Genomic DNA, 17,121 nt, shown 5'->3' with positions numbered 1-17,121 from the left:
GCTGCATTCCTGCGGGTGACCGATGCGGGGGGCCGGCGTTAGTGCAGGGCAGGAATGTCAGACCCTCCCGCGATGATTTAGGTATGGGAAACAGCACGGTCGTAGCAGCCCCGATGGAGGGTGTTTTTGCCTCCATGGCTGCCCTGAACGCGCTGTTCCTTGAAGAGGAAGCCCTGACCACTGGCCTGGCGGCGGGAGCTGATGGCGGCGCCGGCGTTGATCTTCTGGGCCGGCTCTACCGGATCCGGTTGGAGCGGCTGGGCCTGGAAAAGCGGCTTGAGGCACAGGTCGCCGCGCTCACGGCCCGCGACGCCGCCCAGTCCCTTGACCTGCAGCAGGCCATGACACCACCGGACGCCTCCACCCAGGACCGCACGTACGCGGAAATATCGGCAGTGGAAGAAATCGCCGGGGTCCTGACCATCAGCTCCGGAGCAGCAGGGGCGTTCCTGTCCCAGGCCCGGCAGGTCTGTTCCCTCCCATCCGTGTACGAGGCCCTGTCCACCGGGTCCTTGTCCTGGCAGGGCGCCAGGATCATCGCCGACGAAACCGAGAACCTGGACCACCCCGCCGCCCTGGCCCTCGCGGACCACTTCCTGGACCCCGACGCACCCAACCCGGCCCGCGGCTGCCCCGCCACAAACCTTGTACCGTCCCGGCTGCGGGCCAAGGTCCGAGCCTGGCGCGAACGCCACCACCACGACTCCATCGAAAAACGCCACACCAAATCCGCAGCCGACCGGCGGGTCGAATTCACCCCCGAACGCGACGGCATGGCCTGGTTCGCGATCTATATGCAGGCAGACTGCGCGTTGGCGGCCTGGAACAAAACTACAGCCATCGCCCGCGGCCTCCAGGGCCCCAACGAAACCCGCACTCTTTCCCAAATCAGGGCCGATGAAGTCGCCCGACGCCTCCTCGCCCCCGCCCAAGCCATAACTACCACCACAGACGCCAGCACCGGCGCCGGCAGCACTCCCAGCAGCAGCACCCCCGCAGACGGCGGGGACACAGAAGGCAGCCAGGAAAAGATCACCGGTGAATTCCTCGGGCTCGCCACGCTCGTCGGATCAGACGAACCAGCAGCGGACTTGAACGCCGATGACCAGACCTGCACCGACGCCATCGGAATTAACGGAACCGGTCTACACGGAACACCCGCTGCAACCAGCCCCGAAACCGGGAAAGTCCCCACACCCCGCGCCGACGTCATCGTCACCGTCCCCGTGTTCTCCCTGCTCGGCCTAACCGACGAACCGGCCACCCTCGACGGCTACGGTCCCGTCCCGGCGGCGATGGCCCGTAAACTCCTCGCCGAAGGGGCAGATTCCTTTACCCGAGTCCTCGTCGATCCACGCGACGGCGCACCCCTGGAGATAGGCCGCACCAGCTACCGGCTCACCAAAGCCATGCGACAAGCCCTCACCCTCAGGGACGGCAAATGCACCTTCCCCGGCTGCAACAACAACGCCCTGGACAACGAAGCCGACCACCTCCAAGCGTGGCACCACGGCGGCACCACCGGGATCAGCAACCTGGCACAACTCTGTCCAAAGCACCACCGCCTGAAACACAACAGCGGCTGGACACCCACCCAAGCCACAAAAAACGAACCACCCGGATGGACCTCACCCACCGGCCGCACCTACCCCGCCGAACAACCCGACCGGGAACCGCCTCAATTGCCCGCCGGTATGCCTTCCCCGGATGTGGCCGGCCCCAGGCTTCTGCCGTCCGAGGCTCCGTTGGCGTCTCCTGCCGGCGTCATCAGTGTGGACTTTCGTCCGGCATTGTCCCCGGCGGAAGAATGCCTTCTGAGGTACCTGCGCAAGGCCAGGGCATAGCGTGCCCGCGGTGTTTTCCTACGTTCCCACCGCGGCGTTAGTCAGGGACGTCCGCTACGTGGCCCTGAGTCCTCCCCGCACCTGGCTGGGCCTGGTCCGCTGTTTGGCTTCCTGCCCGGCCAAGGCATGCAGCCGGGACACAACGTCCAGAGCGAGGGGACGCCCATGCCCCGGTGCCAGCAGCCGGGGGCCAAGGTTGGCAAGCCGGTCCACCGATTCCATGGCCACCTTCCAATCCCAGGTGGTGTACCAGGGGGGACCTGCAAGGTCCGGCCTAGCGAGGAGGATGCCCGGGAGGGAGTTCAGGTTTACCGTCACCACCGCATCACCCGAAAGCAGAACCCTGTCGCTGGGCCGCCAAAAAGCTACGTGCCCGGGTGTGTGCCCCGGTGTGGGGACGGCGTTCCAGCCCGGCAGGCCCGGCACTTCCCTTCCCGGCCCAAGCGGTTGGACGACGTCGGAAATGTCCCCGGCGGCCTCGATCCGCCGGCGGAGCGGGGCCGGCAGCGAGCGCATGACGGGCATGACCACCCACCGGTCCAGCGGCATTGAGAAGTCGGCCCGGTACCTCCCCTGGGCCATGGGCAGCTCGGCCGGATGGACGTACACGGGAACCTGCCACAGCCGGGCCAGGGTGCCGGCGGCGCCGGAGTGGTCGGGGTGGAGGTGGGTCAGCAGGATTGCACGGGGTTCTCCCCGGGACCGAGCATTCGCTGGACAGCCATGTGTACTTGCTCCGCGCTGGCGGCCCAGCCGGTATCGACCAGCACCCGGGCCGATCCGGACCGGACAAAGTAGAGGTTGGACGCGAATGCTCCCGATCCCGAGGTTATGAGGACAACCCCGGGAGCGATTTCCCGGATTTGGCTGATGCGCTTCATTGCCCTTCCATTTTCCTCCAGGACATCGCGCTTTCACATCATCCGGCGGCGAATGAAGCGAACCTTTGCCCGCCCATGCGTAGCGATGGATTTAGTCCTGCCGCTGTTCCTTACCGGTGCAGCGTTCCTTACCGGGTCACAGTCCCTTACCGGGTCCGCAACCGCTTGAACGGTGGCCCGGCGGCCGGAACGGCTCTCGCCTGCGATTCAGGGGAGGTGGCTGAAGTATGGCCGATCAAGCCGAGGGACAGCAGCAGGAGGCCAAGTTCGGCCAGGCCGGCTGCGAAATAGACCGCCTGGAGGACGGTGAAAGGGATGATGACCATCTGGACGAAGATCCAGATCAGGATCGAATAGCCGGCCGTCGCTGCCGCAATGGCGGCCCAGCGGTGGTTCCTGGCAACGAGGATGAGTGCGGCGAGGTGCGTGCCGCCAACCACCAGTGCCAGCAGCAGGCCAGGAAGAAAGTAGCTGTTGAAGGGCGACCCCGCCAGCATGCTCTCGGGCATGACCAGCTGCGCCGGCAGGCCCAGCCGTTCGGGCCCCAGCCAACTTCCGAGCGCCATCACCAAGCCACCGGCCAGTGCAGTCAGGCCAACGAATCCCAGGACGGCCAGAAGCCCTGCCCGCCTCACGGTCCCACTCCGATTGACTCTTGCATGCTGCCAGTCTCGCCCCGCCGCCTGGCCGGCAGTAGGGGCGAAAGGCCCTCAGCCGTCGGCGCCCGGCAGGCAAACCTCCACGATGCCGCCGGTGATACGGGTATCAAAACGCGGTTGCCGGGACGTGGCAGGGCCTGCCTGCACCTCGCCCGTACGCAGGGAGAACATGCTCCGATGCCAGGGACAGACGACGCATGGTTCGCTGCCGGTCCCGGCATCTCCGGCCTTGAGTTTGCCTTCGTGCAGCGGCCCGGACAGGTGGCTGCAGACGTCGGACAGCACGTTGACGCTGTCGCCCTCCCGGTGGACGAGCAAGGGCAGTCCGGCAACTTCGTGCTTGAGCAGCTTTCCCTCCGGCAAATCCGAAAGCTGTGCCAGGGAATGCCATCCTGACGGGAAGCGGTGCGGTATCTCCTCGCTGTGGTTCACGCCCGCTGCCTGCCGGTAGGTGAGGTGGCCGCCCAAGAAACCGCCGGCACCTACTGTGGCAAGCCCCAAGTAGGCGAGGACCTTTCCGCTGTTCCGGCTGCCCCTCGCCCGCTGGATCAGCGACGCAATGTAGAGCCCCGTCGCCGTCACATTGGCCGCGGCGTGCACCAGGCCTACCCTTTGCTGCTGCGGGTGGAGCTGCGACCAGTCGGTGAAACCGGCCAGCGCCGACGGAAGCACGCTTGCAGTGCCAACCCCCACCAGAATCCCGGCGGCCTTTTCCGTGCCGGGGATCGCGTCCAGGACCCCGGCGGAAACCCAGGCACCGATCGGAACCTGGACTGCGAGCGGATGCACCGGATGGCCAATGGGAACACCGTGGAGCACGTCCCTCGCCCATTGTGGACGGAGGACCTTCCTGACGACTTTCCGGACGCTCTTGGCCACGGGGTCAAGCCATTCGGCGTCCTCGAGGCGGGTGACAAGCTCAAGTGCAGGCAGCGGCTTCATGGGTCTCCCTTACCCTGTTTCCTGGAATCCAGTCGGTGCCCAGAGCCTAGCTGGTGACCGTGCCGGGGAACAGGGCCAGGCAACAGACGCCGGGCAGCGACGCCGGGACGGAAGGGGAAGGCCGGAAGCCGCCGCTGGCAGCACCGGCACCGGTTACCGCAGCGGCGACCCCACCACCGTGAACTGGCTGCCGCCCATCTCGCCGGACAGCAGAGGCATGGCCTCGGCGATCGCGGCCCGCACACTGTCCAGCTGCAGTGAGGCCCGGTGCGCCTCCGGCGACTCCCACAGTTCGCTCACAAACACCGTGTCAGGAGCGTCGTCGTTCACGCCCACCTCGTACAGCAGGCAACCGGCTTCCTTGAGTCCCTCCATCGGCCGGAGCAGGATGGACACGACGGCGTCCCGCTGGCCGGGCTTGGTTCCGAGGCTTCCCACATTCGCAAAGGTCATGGTGCCCAGTCTGCAACAACGGCAGGACAGATTCCGTCAGGCTACTTCGCTGCCGCCGACGCGGCAGGCTCGGCAACCTGTCCCGCCGTCGCAATCTCTCCCCTGGCCGCAACCTCGCCGTTGAAGGCACGCAGCATGGCCGTCCGGTCAAACTGGCCCTCCCATCTGGCGACAACGAACGTGGCCACACAGTTGCCCAGCAGGTTCACCACCACCCGCATGGAATCCATAAGCCGGTCGGCGCCCAGGAGCAGCGCCACGCCGGCCACCGGGAAAATCCCGAGCGCACCTGCCGTGGCGGACAGCGCCAGGAATGCGGACCCGGGGACCCCTGCCATCCCCTTGGAGGTCAGCATCAGCACGCCGAGGGCGGCGAGCTGCTGGCCAAGATCCAGGTTGTACCCGAAGGCCTGGGCCAGGAAGAGAAGCGAGATCGACAGGTAAAGGGCGGCCCCGTCCAGGTTGAAGGAGTAGCCGGTAGGGACCACCAGGCCCGTGGTGGCGCGGGAGCAGCCGGCGTTTGTCAGCTTGGTCATGATGCGCGGCAGCACAGACTCCGTGGACGCCGTCCCGAGTGCGAGGAGGAATTCCTCCCGCGTGTACTTGATGAACTGCCACAGCGGCACCCGCGGGTACACCCACGCAACCACGAAGAGCGGCCCGATGAACACAAGCGCCGCACCATAGCAAGCGGCCACGAGCAGCGCATAGGTGCTCAGGGACCCCAGCCCGTACTGGCCGATAATGAACGCCATGGCACCGAAGGCGCCTATCGGCGCCGCCCGCATCACCCAGCCCATGATCTTGAAGAACAGCTCCAGCACAGTTTCCATCAGGGTGATCACGGGGAGGCAGCGCTCCCTGCCCACCACCACAATGGCGGCTCCAAAGAAGACCGAAAAGCACAGGACCTGCAGGAGGCTGTTGCTGGCAAACGCGCCCACCACGCTGGTGGGAATGATGCCCAGCAGGAAGGCTGCGGCATCCTTGGGCGGGGCCGTGGAAGTTTTGGCATCAAGGGCGTCCTGCGAGAGCGACGCCGGATCAATGTTCAGGCCTGCGCCCGGCTGGACCACGTTCCCCACTACCAGGCCAAAACCAGGGCAAACAACGTGGCGGCGGTGAAGTATGCCAGGGCCTTGACGCCCACGCGGCCCACGGCCCGCACGTCGCTGACAGCAGCAATCCCCGTCACGATCACCAGGAAGATCAGCGGGGCGATGATCATCTTGATCAGCTGGATGAAGCCATCCCCAAGCGGCCGGAGTCCCGCGCCGATCTCCGGCCAGAAGTGGCCGACCACAATGCCCGCCACTACGGCTGCCAGGATCTGGAAGAAAAGTGATTTGTAAAGGGGTTTCCTTGCTGCCCCGCCTGCATGCGGTTGCGGCGCGGAGAGGAGCGCTGGGTTCTTCATCGCGGTGCCTGTTCTTTGGAATGTGTCGGCACCCGGGGCGCCGCAAGGTCATCCGTAACGCTAGGGCTCCCATGTTTCCGGAAAGATAAATCCGCAATGCGGAAGTATTAAGAGGAATGGCACGTGCGCGTACACCCGTCACCTGCGGCCACGGGAACGACGGCGGCGCGCGGTCGCCGTCGTTCCCTTCCCTTTCGGCTGGCTGGCTTCCTGGCAAGCTCCCCGCAGTCGTTGCACCCCTGCGATTGGATCGCTCCTGGTCCTGCGGGCGTACGCAAAGCCGCCGCAGAAGCCGGACCATTCGGTGGCTGCCTCGCTGGCGCTGGTCAAGGCCCCGGACCCCGCACGCTTTCCGCGGGCCTGACCTCAGTCCGCGGCACCCGGGGTTCCGGCATGGACCACGGCGCCGCTCGCCGTCGTGTCCTCGTTCAACATCCAGCCCACGCGCTTGACCGTCCGCAGCATCACCACGCTCTCCACCAGTTCGATGCCCGGCACTTTCTGCTGCAACGCCAGCTCGGCCGTCATGACGTCGGCCAGCGACTGGAGCCACATGATGATCACGAAGTTGGTGGGGCCCGTGGTGGACGCGCTGAGCCGGACATTGCTGATGGTGCGGAACGCGGCGGCTGCCTCCTCATGCCTGCCGGCCGGGACGTTCGCGAACCACTGGCATGTCACCGGGAACGATGAGTAGCGCTGCGCCAGCTCGCAGCGGAACAGCAGGATCCCGCTGGCCAGCACCCGGTTCAGCTGCCGCTGCACCGTGGCTGGGTGGCGGCCCAGCCCCCGGGCAATGTCCGCCGCCGTCGCCCTCCCGTCCCGCGCCAGGTACGGGAGCAGGGCCAGGTGGCTGGGCGGGAGGTCCCCAGCTGCCGCAGCATGCCGGCCCGCGCCCTCGGCGCCTTGTCCCAGCGTCCGCAGCGTTGCCAGCTGAGCCTTGTCCAGGATGTTCAGCCGCCACTCGTCGGCGCTGGTGTGCAGCCGGGTGCAGAGCGCTGTCTGGTACTTGGTGAGGCCCTCGATGGCCTTCAGCCTGGCGACGACGTTGGTGCTGAATTCCTCAAGCGACCTGGTGATGACGGTCAGCATCAGGTCGCGGTTGCTGGCCGCTTCCTCCACCGTGACGATCTCGGGAAGGGCCGCCAGCTGGGCGGTGACGGCGTCCCGCTGGTTCATCTCGCAGTCGACGGCCACAAAGGCGAGGAGCATCTGCTGGGGGTTTCCGGCCAGATGCGCAGTGACCCAGGCCGCGCCGCTGGACCTGAGCCGCTCCCAGCGTGCGGCCAGTGTGGTGGCGTGGACGCCCAGCACTTTGGCGGCGTCGGCCCAGCCAAGCCGCGGGTGGACCTGCAGCACCTGGATCAGGGCGAGATCGTCCTCGCTGAGTTCCATGGGCCGTCCTTTCGTGCATGAATCCTGCTACCAAGTAGGAGCAGAAGCATAATTACTGCGCTTTCGACGAATGTGAAGCGCACCACTCCAGAATAGTCCCCAAGCCGGAAGCCCACGCCAAGGAGTACAACTTGCCCATCACCGAAGACGCCCGCGACCTGCAGGAAGACCTGGTCCGCCTCCGCCACGACCTGCACCGGCGGCCGGAGATCGGCCTGCACCTTCCCCGCACCCAGGAGCGCGTCCTCCAGGCGCTGGACGGCCTGCCGTTCGAGATCACGCTGGGCAAGGAAACGACGTCGGTCACTGCCGTCCTGCGCGGCGGCGCCGGTATGCAGGCGGGTGGCGGGACCCCGGCGGCCACAGCTTCACCGGCGGGCACAGATTCCCCGGCGGGCGGCAAAGCAGCCGAACGGCCCGCCGTCCTCCTCCGCGCGGACATGGACGGACTCCCGGTGCAGGAGAAGACCGGAGTGGACTACACATCCCGGACCGACGGCGCCATGCACGCCTGCGGCCACGACCTGCACACGTCCATGCTCGCCGGAGCCGCCACGCTCCTGGCCGAGAAGCGGCACCTGCTCCGGGGCGACGTCGTCCTGATGTTCCAGCCCGGTGAGGAAGGCTGCGACGGCGCCAGCTACATGATCCGGGAAGGCGTCCTGGACGCCGCAGGCCCCCGCGTCCAGGCAGCGTACGGCATGCACGTCTTTTCCTCCCTGGAGGAACACGGCCAGTTCTGCACCAAGCCGGGCGTCATGCTCAGCGCTTCGGACGGCCTGGCGGTCACCATCCTCGGCGCCGGCGGCCACGGATCCGCCCCGCACGCCGCCAAGGACCCGGTGACCGCGGCGGCGGAGATGGTCACCGCGCTGCAGGTGATGGTGACGCGGCAGTTCAACATGTTCGATCCCGTGGTCCTGTCCGTCGGCGTCCTGCAGGCCGGCACCAAGCGGAACGTCATCCCGGAGACGGCCCGCATCGAAGCCACCATCCGGACCTTCTCCGAGGGCTCCCGCCTCAAGATGATGGAGGCCGTACCGCGGCTGCTCAAGGGCATCGCCGCAGCCCATGGCCTTGACGTGCACGTCGATTACCAGGCGGAGTACCCGCTCACCATTACGGACGAGGACGAAACCACTACTGCCGAAAAGGTCATCTCCGGCCTGTTCGGCGAGCGCCGGCTCTCCCGCTGGGCCACCCCGCTCAGCGGCTCCGAGGACTTTTCCCGGGTGCTGGCAGAAGTGCCCGGCACCTTCGTGGGGCTCAGCGCCGTCGCTCCCGGTGCTGATCCAGCAGCCTCCCCCTTCAACCACTCGCCGTACGCGACCTTCGACGACGGCGTCCTGGCTGACGGAGCAGCGCTCTACGCAGAACTGGCCATTTCGCGTCTCGCCTCGCTTTCCGCAGCTTCATAGTACGCAGCCACTCCCCACCGCCGGCAGCAGCGCCGCCGCCGGCAACCCCATTCGCACCGACCACCAGGAAGTCATCATGTCCATTGCAGTAACAAGGCAGCAGACTGGACGCGTGTCCACCGCGAAAACCATCGTCGGAACCGGCATCGGCAACGCCGTCGAGTGGTACGACTGGGCCATCTACGCCACGTTCACGCCCTTCATCGCCAGCCAGCTCTTCAGCAAGGCCGACCCCGCCTCCGCGGTACTCTCCACCCTGGCGATCTTCGCCGTCGGCTTCGTGGCCCGGCCCTTCGGCGGGTTCGTTTTCGGCTGGATCGGCGACAGGGTGGGCCGCAAGACGTCCATGACGCTCGCCGTCGGCCTGGCTTCGCTGGGCAGCCTGATGATCGGCATCGCGCCCACCTTCGCGGCCGTGGGCGCCTGGGCATCCCTGATGCTGCTGGTGGCCCGGCTCATCCAGGGCCTGGCACACGGCGGTGAGCTGCCGTCGTCGCAAACCTACCTCTCCGAAATGGCACCCAAGGAGCACCGCGGGTTCTGGGCCACCCTGATCTACACCTCCGGAACGGTGGGCATCCTGTTCGGCACGCTGCTGGGCGCCGTGCTGAACATGACGCTGACCACCGAGGCGATGAACGCGTGGGGCTGGCGGATCCCGTTCCTGCTCGGCGCAGCGATGGGCCTCTACGCCCTGATCATGCGGGCCCGGCTGCACGAGACCGAGGCCTTCGAGGGCGAATCCACCGCCGTCAAGCGCGCGCCGATCTGGCCGCAGATCGTCCGGCACCGGAAGCAGGCCCTGCAGGTGATCGGGCTGACGGTCGGCCTGACGGTGATCTACTACATCTGGGGCGTGGTGGCACCGAGCTACGCCACCACCGCCCTCAAGATCGACCGCGGCGAAGCCCTGTGGGCCGGTGTTGTTGCGAACATCGTGTTCATTGCCGCGCTGCCGGTCTGGGGCAAGCTGTCCGACCGGATCGGGCGCAAGAAGGTGCTGTGGTCCGGTGCCATCGGTTCTGCCGTGATGCACTTCCCCATGACCTGGCTGCTGAAGGATTCCGCCTGGCAGCTGGCGGTGGGCATGTCCGTGATGCTGGTCTTCATCGCCGCGAGCGCCGCCATTGTCCCGGCCGTCTACGCCGAGCTGTTTCCCACCTCGATCCGCACCGTGGGCGTCGGGGTGCCCTGCTCCATCTGCGTGGCCGCGTTCGGCGGGACCGCGCCCTACCTGCAGCAGTGGCTGGGCACCTCGCTGGGCGCGCCCCAGGTGTTCAACATCTACGCGGTGCTGCTCCTGGTCATCAGCGCGGCGTTCGTCTTCACCATCCCGGAGACCAAGGGCAAGGACCTGACGCACTAGCCGCTCCAGGGCTGGCTCCTCCAGGCGGGTCAGCGGGCCCCGGTGCATGGCGCACCGGGGCCCGCGGCGTGTCGGGGAGTGCCCAGGCTTCCGGGACTGCTTAGGCGAAGTTCCTGATGGTGATGCCGGAGAAGGTTGCCGGGCCGCCGTCGGTGTAGAACGAGATCCCGGTGTCACCCGCGGCGAAGTGCACCTGCTGGGACAGCACCGTGTGACCGGCGTTCACGAACACCTCCACGCTCTGCCTGTCCACGAAAATTCGCAAATGCACTGACCGCGCAGCGGCATCAATCGGTGCCGCCGCACGCGTGAACGGCACGAGTGAAAAGCCGGCCAGGTCCGACGGCCCGCGGTCCACATACAGTTCCGCCCCGTACTTCCCGATGTTGGTGTGGCGCGTGCCGTCCGCGGACCGGCCCACCGAGACGCCCACGTTGGCGGCGGCATCCCAGGAAATATCGAGCTCCAGCTCGTACGCGTAGCCGCTCCACGGCAGGACTGCGCTGCCGCTGACAGTACGGTCCGGAAGCACCGTGGTGGAGCCCGCGTGGCCGGCGAGCGCCGGGACGGGACTGCTGAGCAGGCTGTACCAGCCCCCGGCCTGGCGGGCAAGGCGCAGTTCGCGTACCACCGAGTTCTGGCCGTTGTATCCGTCGCTGGCATCCGTGGGAACGTCCCGGGCGGCGTACTTCCAGTTGTTCATCCAGCCGATCGCGTACCGCCGGGTGTCGGGTGCCTCCGCTGCCGGCCAGGTCACGGCGCCGTACCAGTCCCAGCCCCAGTCGAGCCACTGCGGGTCCAGGTTGTCCGCGAGGAACTGCCCGCCGTCCCAGGTTCCCGTCCAGTAGGCGTAGGTCATGGGCAGGCCGATACTGTAGGCATCCATGCTGGCGCCCAGCACCCAGTGCCGGGTGCCGTCGTCTGCCGTCATCTCGAACAGGTCCGGGCATTCGATCCCGCCGAGGGCATGGTTGGGGTAGTCGAAGTTGCGTTTCAGCTGCCAGTCGCGCAGGTTCTGCGAGGTATAGAACGCGGCGTACCGGGCCCGGCCGATCACGCACACCCATTCGCTGCGCGCCGCATCCCAGTGGATCTTCGGATCGCGGAACCATTCCGCGTTCTCGATCTCGGCCTGCGTGGTGGCGGCCCGTCCATCCGTGTTCACGATCACCGGATCAGGCAGCGCCGTGAAGGTGGAGCCGCCATCGGTGGACCAGTAGAGGTACTGCTCCTGGTACTTGCGGATCCCTCCAGTGGGCTGCGTGGCGAGGACAACGATGGCGCCTGCCCCAAAACCGGCAGTGTTTGCCGTGTCCACCACCGCCGAGCCCGACCAGACAGGAAAGTCCGGCTGCAGCGGGATGGCAACCCCGTGATGGTCGAAAGCCACGCAGTCCGTGGTGGTGGCGTGGTCCCATCCGCCCGGGCCGTTGTTCTGCGCGGAATGCAGGTAGTAGAGGTGGTACGCGCCGTTCACGTAGACCGGACGTTGGGGGTCGCACAGCCAGCCCGACGGCGGCGTCATGTGGTACACGGCGCGTAAAGACTCCTTGGCCTTGGCGGCTGCCGGCAGCACGTTGCTCATGAACAAAGCCAGCGCTCCTGCGCCGGTGCCCTGCAGGACGTTGCGCCGGGACAAATGGGGCGTCATGGTGTTTCCTCTCGAAAGTGGGCTGCATCAGGGCGTGCGACAGCCACTGGCGCACGCGGCGATGACGACGGCGGCGCAGCAGTCCCAGGCGGAGACGCCGGGCGGGTGCGGGTTGCGTCGCGGCCCGGATGGAGGGACGGCCCGCCGGTGCTGGATGGCACCGGGAGGGCCTTGGAAAAGGTACTGCTCTAAAGGTGGAACCTTCATTGGTTCGGGGGCTGACGCCGTCGTCGGAAAATCGCTTGGCCCCAAAACTAGGGATGCAAACAGTGTTTGGTCAAGCGTTTTATCGCAGACGGCCGGATCCAGAAAAAAGTTTCGCTAAAACGCTTGATCAAACCCGGCGGCATCATCTACCTTGAGGTGATCAAACGCTTTAGCAGAACGGAACATCAGCGCCGATGAGTTATCCAGTCTTCTTCCAGCCCGCCGACGGATGGGTGGGAGACCTCATCCCTTTCCAAAAGGACGGGGAGTTTTGGCTCTTTTACCTCCACGAGGTCCGCTCCGACCCCAAGCCGGGAACGTCGTGGAACCTGGTCACCACCAAGGACCTCATCCAGTTCCAGGACCAGGGGGTGGCACTGCCGCACGGAACAGATAACGATCCCGACTTCAACGCCTACACGGGCAGCGTGGTGGTTGACGAGTCCGGCATCCACCACCTCTTCTATACCGGGCAGAACCCGAAGAACCTTGGCAAGGACGGGCTGCCGCTGCAGCTGGTCATGCACGCCACCAGCACCGACGGCATGCGCACCTGGGTGAAGCACCCCGAGCTTACGTTCGGTGCACCTGCCGGCTACGAGTCCGGGGACTGGCGGGACCCTTACGTTTGCCACGACCCGTCCTCCGGCCAGTGGCGCATGCTCCTGGCGGCCCGGCACGCCGAAGGACCCGAACGCCGCCGCGGAGTCATCGCCCAGTGCGTGTCCAGCGACCTGGTGAGCTGGCAGTACGCCGAACCGTTCTGGGACCCCCGCCGCTACATTACCCACGAGTGCCCGGACGTCTTCGCCTGGGGCGGCTGGTGGTACATGGTCTACTCCGAGTTCTCCGAGAATTTCACCACCCGGTACCGCATGGCGAAAAGCCCGGATGGACCGTGGCTGGTGCCGGACCAGGACAGCATCGACGGCCGCGCGTTCTACGCGTCCAAGACCGCGGAACGGGACGGGCGTCGGTTCTTCTTCGGCTGGATCGCCAGCAAGGAAGGAAATTCCGACAGCGGCTCCTGGCAGTGGGCGGGCACCATGTCCGTCCTGGAGGCCCGGCAGAACCCGGACGGGACCCTGGCGTTCGGCTTCGCCGACGAACTGGTGGACAGTTTCTGGGACGAGGTTGCCGTGACCTTCGACGGCGGCCTGCCCGCCAGGCTGGACGTCCCGGACGGCTACACCGCCACCGTCTCCCGGGAGGAACTGCCCTCCCAGTTCTACGCCAAGGCAATCCTGGACATCAGCCCGGGCACCACAGAGTGCGGGCTGCTGCTGCGGTCCAGCGCCGACGGCGACAGCTCCTACGTGCTCCGGCTCGAACCGAAGCGCGGGCGCCTGGTCTTCGACCAGTGGCCGCGGGCCGTCACGGGGGAGGCCCAATGGCATGTCTCCGGGGACGTGCCGTTCGAGATCGAACTCGAGCGCCCGTGCAGCCTTCCTCCCGGCGAACACACGCTGGAAGTCATCGTCGACGGCGACCTGTGCGTCGCCGTCGTGGACAGGCAGGTGGCCCTCAGCACCAGGATCTACGACCTGCCGGCGGGCCGGATCGGCGTCTTCGCCGGCGAAGGATCCGCCACCGTTACACATCTCGAAGTACGCAAGCGCACCGACAACTGAATACCCTCCCGCATCCTCCGTTCAAACCAAGGGAAAGACCGCAATGAAGAACCTGATCCGCGCCGCCGCCGTCGCAGCAGCCACCGCCCTGGCCCTCACAGCCTGTGGGGGCGGAAGTTCCACCGATCCCTCCAACGTCAGCCCCACCGGCGAGATCAAGCCCCGGGAAATCTCCTGGCTGCTCTCGCGGCCCGCTGACGGCGCCGTCATCAACATCATGAAGAAGCTGGCCGACGACTACGCCAAGGACCACCCCGGCTTCGAGCTGAACCTGATCACCACCCCGGACCGGCCCTCCTACATCCAGAAGCTCGAGACCCTGGCCGCAGCCAACAAGCTCCCCGAGCTCTTCGACACGGATGCCACACCCTTCGCCCAGCAGCTGGCCAAGCAGGGCAAGATGGTGGACGCCGAAAAGCTGCTCAAGACCCTGGATGTCTACGACGACTACCGCCCCGGCGCCCTGGACTACCAGCGCTTCGACGACGGCTCCCTGTACATGATCCCGTTCCAGTTTGAGCTGGAATTCATCTGGTACAACAAGGCGCTGCTCGAAAAGGCAGGCGTGGCGGTGCCGAAGTCCCTGGACGACATTCCCGCCATGTGCACGGCCCTCCGCGAGGCCGGCATCACCCCGATCGCCATCGACGGCCAGGACCAGTGGCCGCTGGAACGCTACATCGCCTACCAGCCGTTCCGGGAAGCCGGACCGGACTTCGTGACGAAGCTGAAGAAGGGCGAAGCGAAGTTCTCCGACCCCGCCGGGCAGAAGACCGTCAACTGGATGGCTGAACTTGGCAAGGCGAAGTGCTTCCAGGAGGGCTTCTCGGCCCAGGGCTACTCAGACGCGCAGAACCAGTTCACGTCCGGCCAGGCGGCGATGTACAACATCGGCACCTGGGAGCTGTCCAGCCTGGCCACGGACAAGCTGGACCCGCCGTCCGGGACGACATCGACTTCTTCACCCTCCCCACCACGGCGGGATCCGTCACGGCAGCCAACGAGTTCGTTTCGCCCTCGGGCATCGGCATGGCGGTGAACTCGAAGACCTACGATCCCCTGGTGAGCGACTTCCTGAAGTTCGCCCTGGAGAAGTACCCGGCCGAATACGCCGCAACCGGCGCGCTCTCGCCCACCACCGACGTCGAAACCGCCGTCCCGGCCAACGCAACGCCGCTGTACCGGAAGGCGCTGGACCAGGCGAAAGACCTCGGTTCCAAGCAGGCCATGCCCTGGGACACGCAGCTTGATCCCACCACCAACGGACGCCTGCAGCAGGAGCTTGTCCTGCTGGTCCAGGGCAACATCACGCCGGAGCAGTTCACCAGCACCATGGACAACACCATCGCGCAGAACGCCCCGAAGTTCTTCAAGTAAGCGCTGTTCTTCAAGTAAGCAACCACTGCGGCGGGGGACTCCGGTCCCCCGCCCGAAAGGCCCGGCCATGCTCCCCAACAGGATGCTTCCCAACAGGTCCAGGACATCCGTCCTCGTCTTCCTGCTCCCTCCCCTGCTGCTCTACTGCGCAGCGGTGTTGTTTCCCATCCTCCAGTCGCTGTTCCTGAGCTTCTTTTCCTGGAACGGCATCAGCGACATGGAGTTCGTGGGGGTCGACAACTACGTCCGCATGTTCGTCAAGGACGACATTTTCTGGCGGGCTTTCCTGAATGCCCTGATCTACCTGGCCATCTGCCTGGTCCTGCAGCTCGGCGGGGCCTTGGTGGTCGCCAGCCTGCTCACGTCCCTGCGCCGCGGCCGGGAGCTGGTGAAGACGCTCTACCTGCTGCCGGCCGTAATCTCCACCGTTGCCATCGCCTTCCTCTTCGTCCGGATCTACTCCATCGACCCCGTCGGCCTGCTCGACCAGCTGCTGCACTGGATCGGGCTCGGCAGCCTCGAGCGGCCCTGGCTCTCGGACGTCACCACCGTCCTGGCCGCCGTCTCGGCGCCGGAAGGCTGGCGCTTCACCGGCCTCTACATGCTCATCATCTATGCGGCCCTGCTGGCCGTGCCGAAGGAACTGGAAGAGGCCGCCGTGCTGGACGGGGCCTCCCGGTGGACGCTGTTCACCAAGATCCGCTTCCCCTACATCCGCCCGGTGTGGATCACCACCACCATCATGGCCACCACCTACGGCCTGCGCGGCTTCGACATCCCCTACCTGATGACCAACGGCGGGCCCGGACAGTCGTCTGAACTGCTCACCACATACATGTACAAGACGGCGTTCACCAGCACCGACTTCGGCTACGCCAGCACCATCTCGGTGTTCATCGTCATCGAGTGCCTCGTCGCCGTCGGCCTCATCCTGTTCCTGCTCAAGCGGAAGGCAGACTCATGATCACCCAGGCAGCCCCAGCCGTTCCGCCCGCCGTGGTGCCGCCGCGTCCGGCAGCCCGCCGCCGCCGTCGCAGGCCCGACCTGTTCCGGACGCTCTCACGCGTCCTGATCATGCTCATCGTGATCGTCCAGGTGTACCCGCTGGCCTGGCTGTTCCTCACCAGCCTGCGCACCGAGCAGGACTTTGCCAGCGGCGATCCGTTCGCCCTGCCCAGCTCGCTGACCTGGGAGAACTACGCCCGGGCCTTCGAAACGGGGGACCTGGGCCGGAACATCATGAACAGCTTCATCGTTACCATGGGCGCCAACATCCTGATCGTCCTGCTGGGCATGATGGCCGCGTACGCCATCCAGGTGCTGGGGTTCCGGCTCAGCAAGCTGGTCCGCGGGCTGTTCCTGATCGGCATCATCGTGCCCGTCCAGATCGCCCTGGTGCCCCTGTTCATCGACTACTCGGCGGTGAACCTGCTGGACACCTACCAGTCGATGATCATTCCCCTGGCCGGGTTCTCCCTGCCGATGTCCATCTACCTGTTCTGCTCGTTCTACGAATACATCCCCAAGGAAACGTACGAGGCAGCGTCCTTGGACGGCGCAGGGCCCTACCGGATCTTCGGCCTGATCACCCTGCCGCTGTCGCTCAACACGGTGGTGACCGTGGTCCTGGTCAACAGCATCTTCATCTGGAACGACTTCATCTTCGCCAACACCTTCGTGCTGTCCGAGGAACTGAAGACCATCCCGCTGGGCCTGCAGAACTACATCGGTGCCATGGGCAAGGTGGACTGGACGGCCACGTTCGCCGCCGTGTGCGTCACCATCACCCCGCTGCTGCTGGTCTTCCTGGTCCTCAACAAGGCCATGATCCAGGGACTCGAGAGCGGGGCGACCAAGGGATGACCGCCGCAGCCGCCGGA

The 17,121-nt window shown here is 66.2% G+C and carries 12 protein-coding genes and 2 pseudogenes; 7 read left to right on the top strand and 7 right to left on the bottom strand.

The annotated features are described in order from the left end of the window. Positions 1-83: 83 nt before the first annotated feature. Positions 84-1,844, top strand: coding sequence for an HNH endonuclease signature motif containing protein (locus ACPEE0_RS01195; RefSeq protein ID WP_407710120.1), 1,761 nt, complete (start codon positions 84-86; stop codon positions 1,842-1,844). Positions 1,845-1,898: 54 nt separating this feature from the next. Here ACPEE0_RS01195 and ACPEE0_RS01190 read toward each other — a convergent pair whose 3' ends face one another. The 6 genes and pseudogenes from ACPEE0_RS01190 to ACPEE0_RS01165 all read right to left on the bottom strand — a co-directional run bounded on the left by ACPEE0_RS01190 (position 1,899) and on the right by ACPEE0_RS01165 (position 7,591). Next, complete coding sequence (locus ACPEE0_RS01190; protein ID WP_424573780.1) at positions 1,899-2,762, bottom strand: MBL fold metallo-hydrolase; 864 nt, start codon at positions 2,760-2,762, stop codon at positions 1,899-1,901. 109 nt (positions 2,763-2,871) lie between these two features. Continuing rightward, a complete protein-coding gene (locus tag ACPEE0_RS01185; protein WP_407710122.1) occupies positions 2,872-3,360 on the bottom strand; it encodes a hypothetical protein in 489 nt (162 codons plus the stop codon). Positions 3,361-3,435: 75 nt separating this feature from the next. Then, positions 3,436-4,326 carry a Rieske 2Fe-2S domain-containing protein gene (locus ACPEE0_RS01180; protein WP_407710123.1) on the bottom strand — a complete coding sequence of 297 codons (891 nt, stop codon included), beginning with the start codon at positions 4,324-4,326 and terminating at the stop codon, positions 3,436-3,438. 153 nt (positions 4,327-4,479) lie between these two features. Then, positions 4,480-4,779, bottom strand: a complete 300-nt coding sequence (locus tag ACPEE0_RS01175) for a putative quinol monooxygenase (RefSeq protein ID WP_009358452.1) — start codon at positions 4,777-4,779, stop codon at positions 4,480-4,482. 41 nt (positions 4,780-4,820) lie between these two features. Beyond that, positions 4,821-6,196: pseudogene (locus ACPEE0_RS01170) on the bottom strand (cation:dicarboxylate symporter family transporter). A gap of 366 nt (positions 6,197-6,562) precedes the next feature. Next, positions 6,563-7,591 carry an Lrp/AsnC family transcriptional regulator gene (locus tag ACPEE0_RS01165; RefSeq protein ID WP_407710125.1) on the bottom strand — a complete coding sequence of 343 codons (1,029 nt, stop codon included), beginning with the start codon at positions 7,589-7,591 and terminating at the stop codon, positions 6,563-6,565. Positions 7,592-7,722: 131 nt separating this feature from the next. On the opposite strand from ACPEE0_RS01165, the gene ACPEE0_RS01160 reads away from it, so the two are divergent. Both ACPEE0_RS01160 and ACPEE0_RS01155 read left to right on the top strand, forming a co-directional pair. Continuing rightward, entirely contained in the window at positions 7,723-9,009 is a 1,287-nt protein-coding gene (locus tag ACPEE0_RS01160) for a M20 metallopeptidase family protein (RefSeq protein WP_407710126.1), read from the top strand. 76 nt (positions 9,010-9,085) lie between these two features. Beyond that, the gene (locus ACPEE0_RS01155) at positions 9,086-10,375 is read left to right on the top strand and encodes an MFS transporter (protein ID WP_424573779.1); all 1,290 of its coding nucleotides are present in this window, start codon (positions 9,086-9,088) and stop codon (positions 10,373-10,375) included. Positions 10,376-10,475: 100 nt separating this feature from the next. On the opposite strand, the gene ACPEE0_RS01150 is transcribed toward ACPEE0_RS01155, so the two are convergent. Continuing rightward, positions 10,476-12,026 carry a glycoside hydrolase family 32 protein gene (locus ACPEE0_RS01150; RefSeq protein ID WP_407710128.1) on the bottom strand — a complete coding sequence of 517 codons (1,551 nt, stop codon included), beginning with the start codon at positions 12,024-12,026 and terminating at the stop codon, positions 10,476-10,478. Between the two features lie 401 nt (positions 12,027-12,427). On the opposite strand from ACPEE0_RS01150, the gene ACPEE0_RS01145 reads away from it, so the two are divergent. The 4 genes and pseudogenes from ACPEE0_RS01145 (at position 12,428) to ACPEE0_RS01130 (ending at position 17,104) form a co-directional block, all read left to right on the top strand. Next, positions 12,428-13,864, top strand: coding sequence for a glycoside hydrolase (locus ACPEE0_RS01145; RefSeq protein WP_407710129.1), 1,437 nt, complete (start codon positions 12,428-12,430; stop codon positions 13,862-13,864). 43 nt (positions 13,865-13,907) lie between these two features. Further along, positions 13,908-15,241: pseudogene (locus ACPEE0_RS01140) on the top strand (ABC transporter substrate-binding protein). A gap of 82 nt (positions 15,242-15,323) precedes the next feature. Beyond that, positions 15,324-16,205: a carbohydrate ABC transporter permease gene (locus tag ACPEE0_RS01135; protein WP_424575215.1), complete on the top strand. Its 882-nt coding sequence runs from the start codon at positions 15,324-15,326 to the stop codon at positions 16,203-16,205. Continuing rightward, positions 16,202-17,104: a carbohydrate ABC transporter permease gene (locus tag ACPEE0_RS01130; RefSeq protein ID WP_424573778.1), complete on the top strand. Its 903-nt coding sequence runs from the start codon at positions 16,202-16,204 to the stop codon at positions 17,102-17,104. The genes ACPEE0_RS01135 and ACPEE0_RS01130 overlap by 4 nt, the downstream gene beginning before the upstream one ends. Positions 17,105-17,121 lie beyond the last annotated feature (17 nt).

Source organism: Arthrobacter sp. SD76, assembly GCF_049726125.1.
GTDB classification, from domain to species: Bacteria; Actinomycetota; Actinomycetes; order Actinomycetales; family Micrococcaceae; genus Arthrobacter; species Arthrobacter nitrophenolicus.
This window is presented reverse-complemented; position numbering and strand designations above follow the sequence as displayed.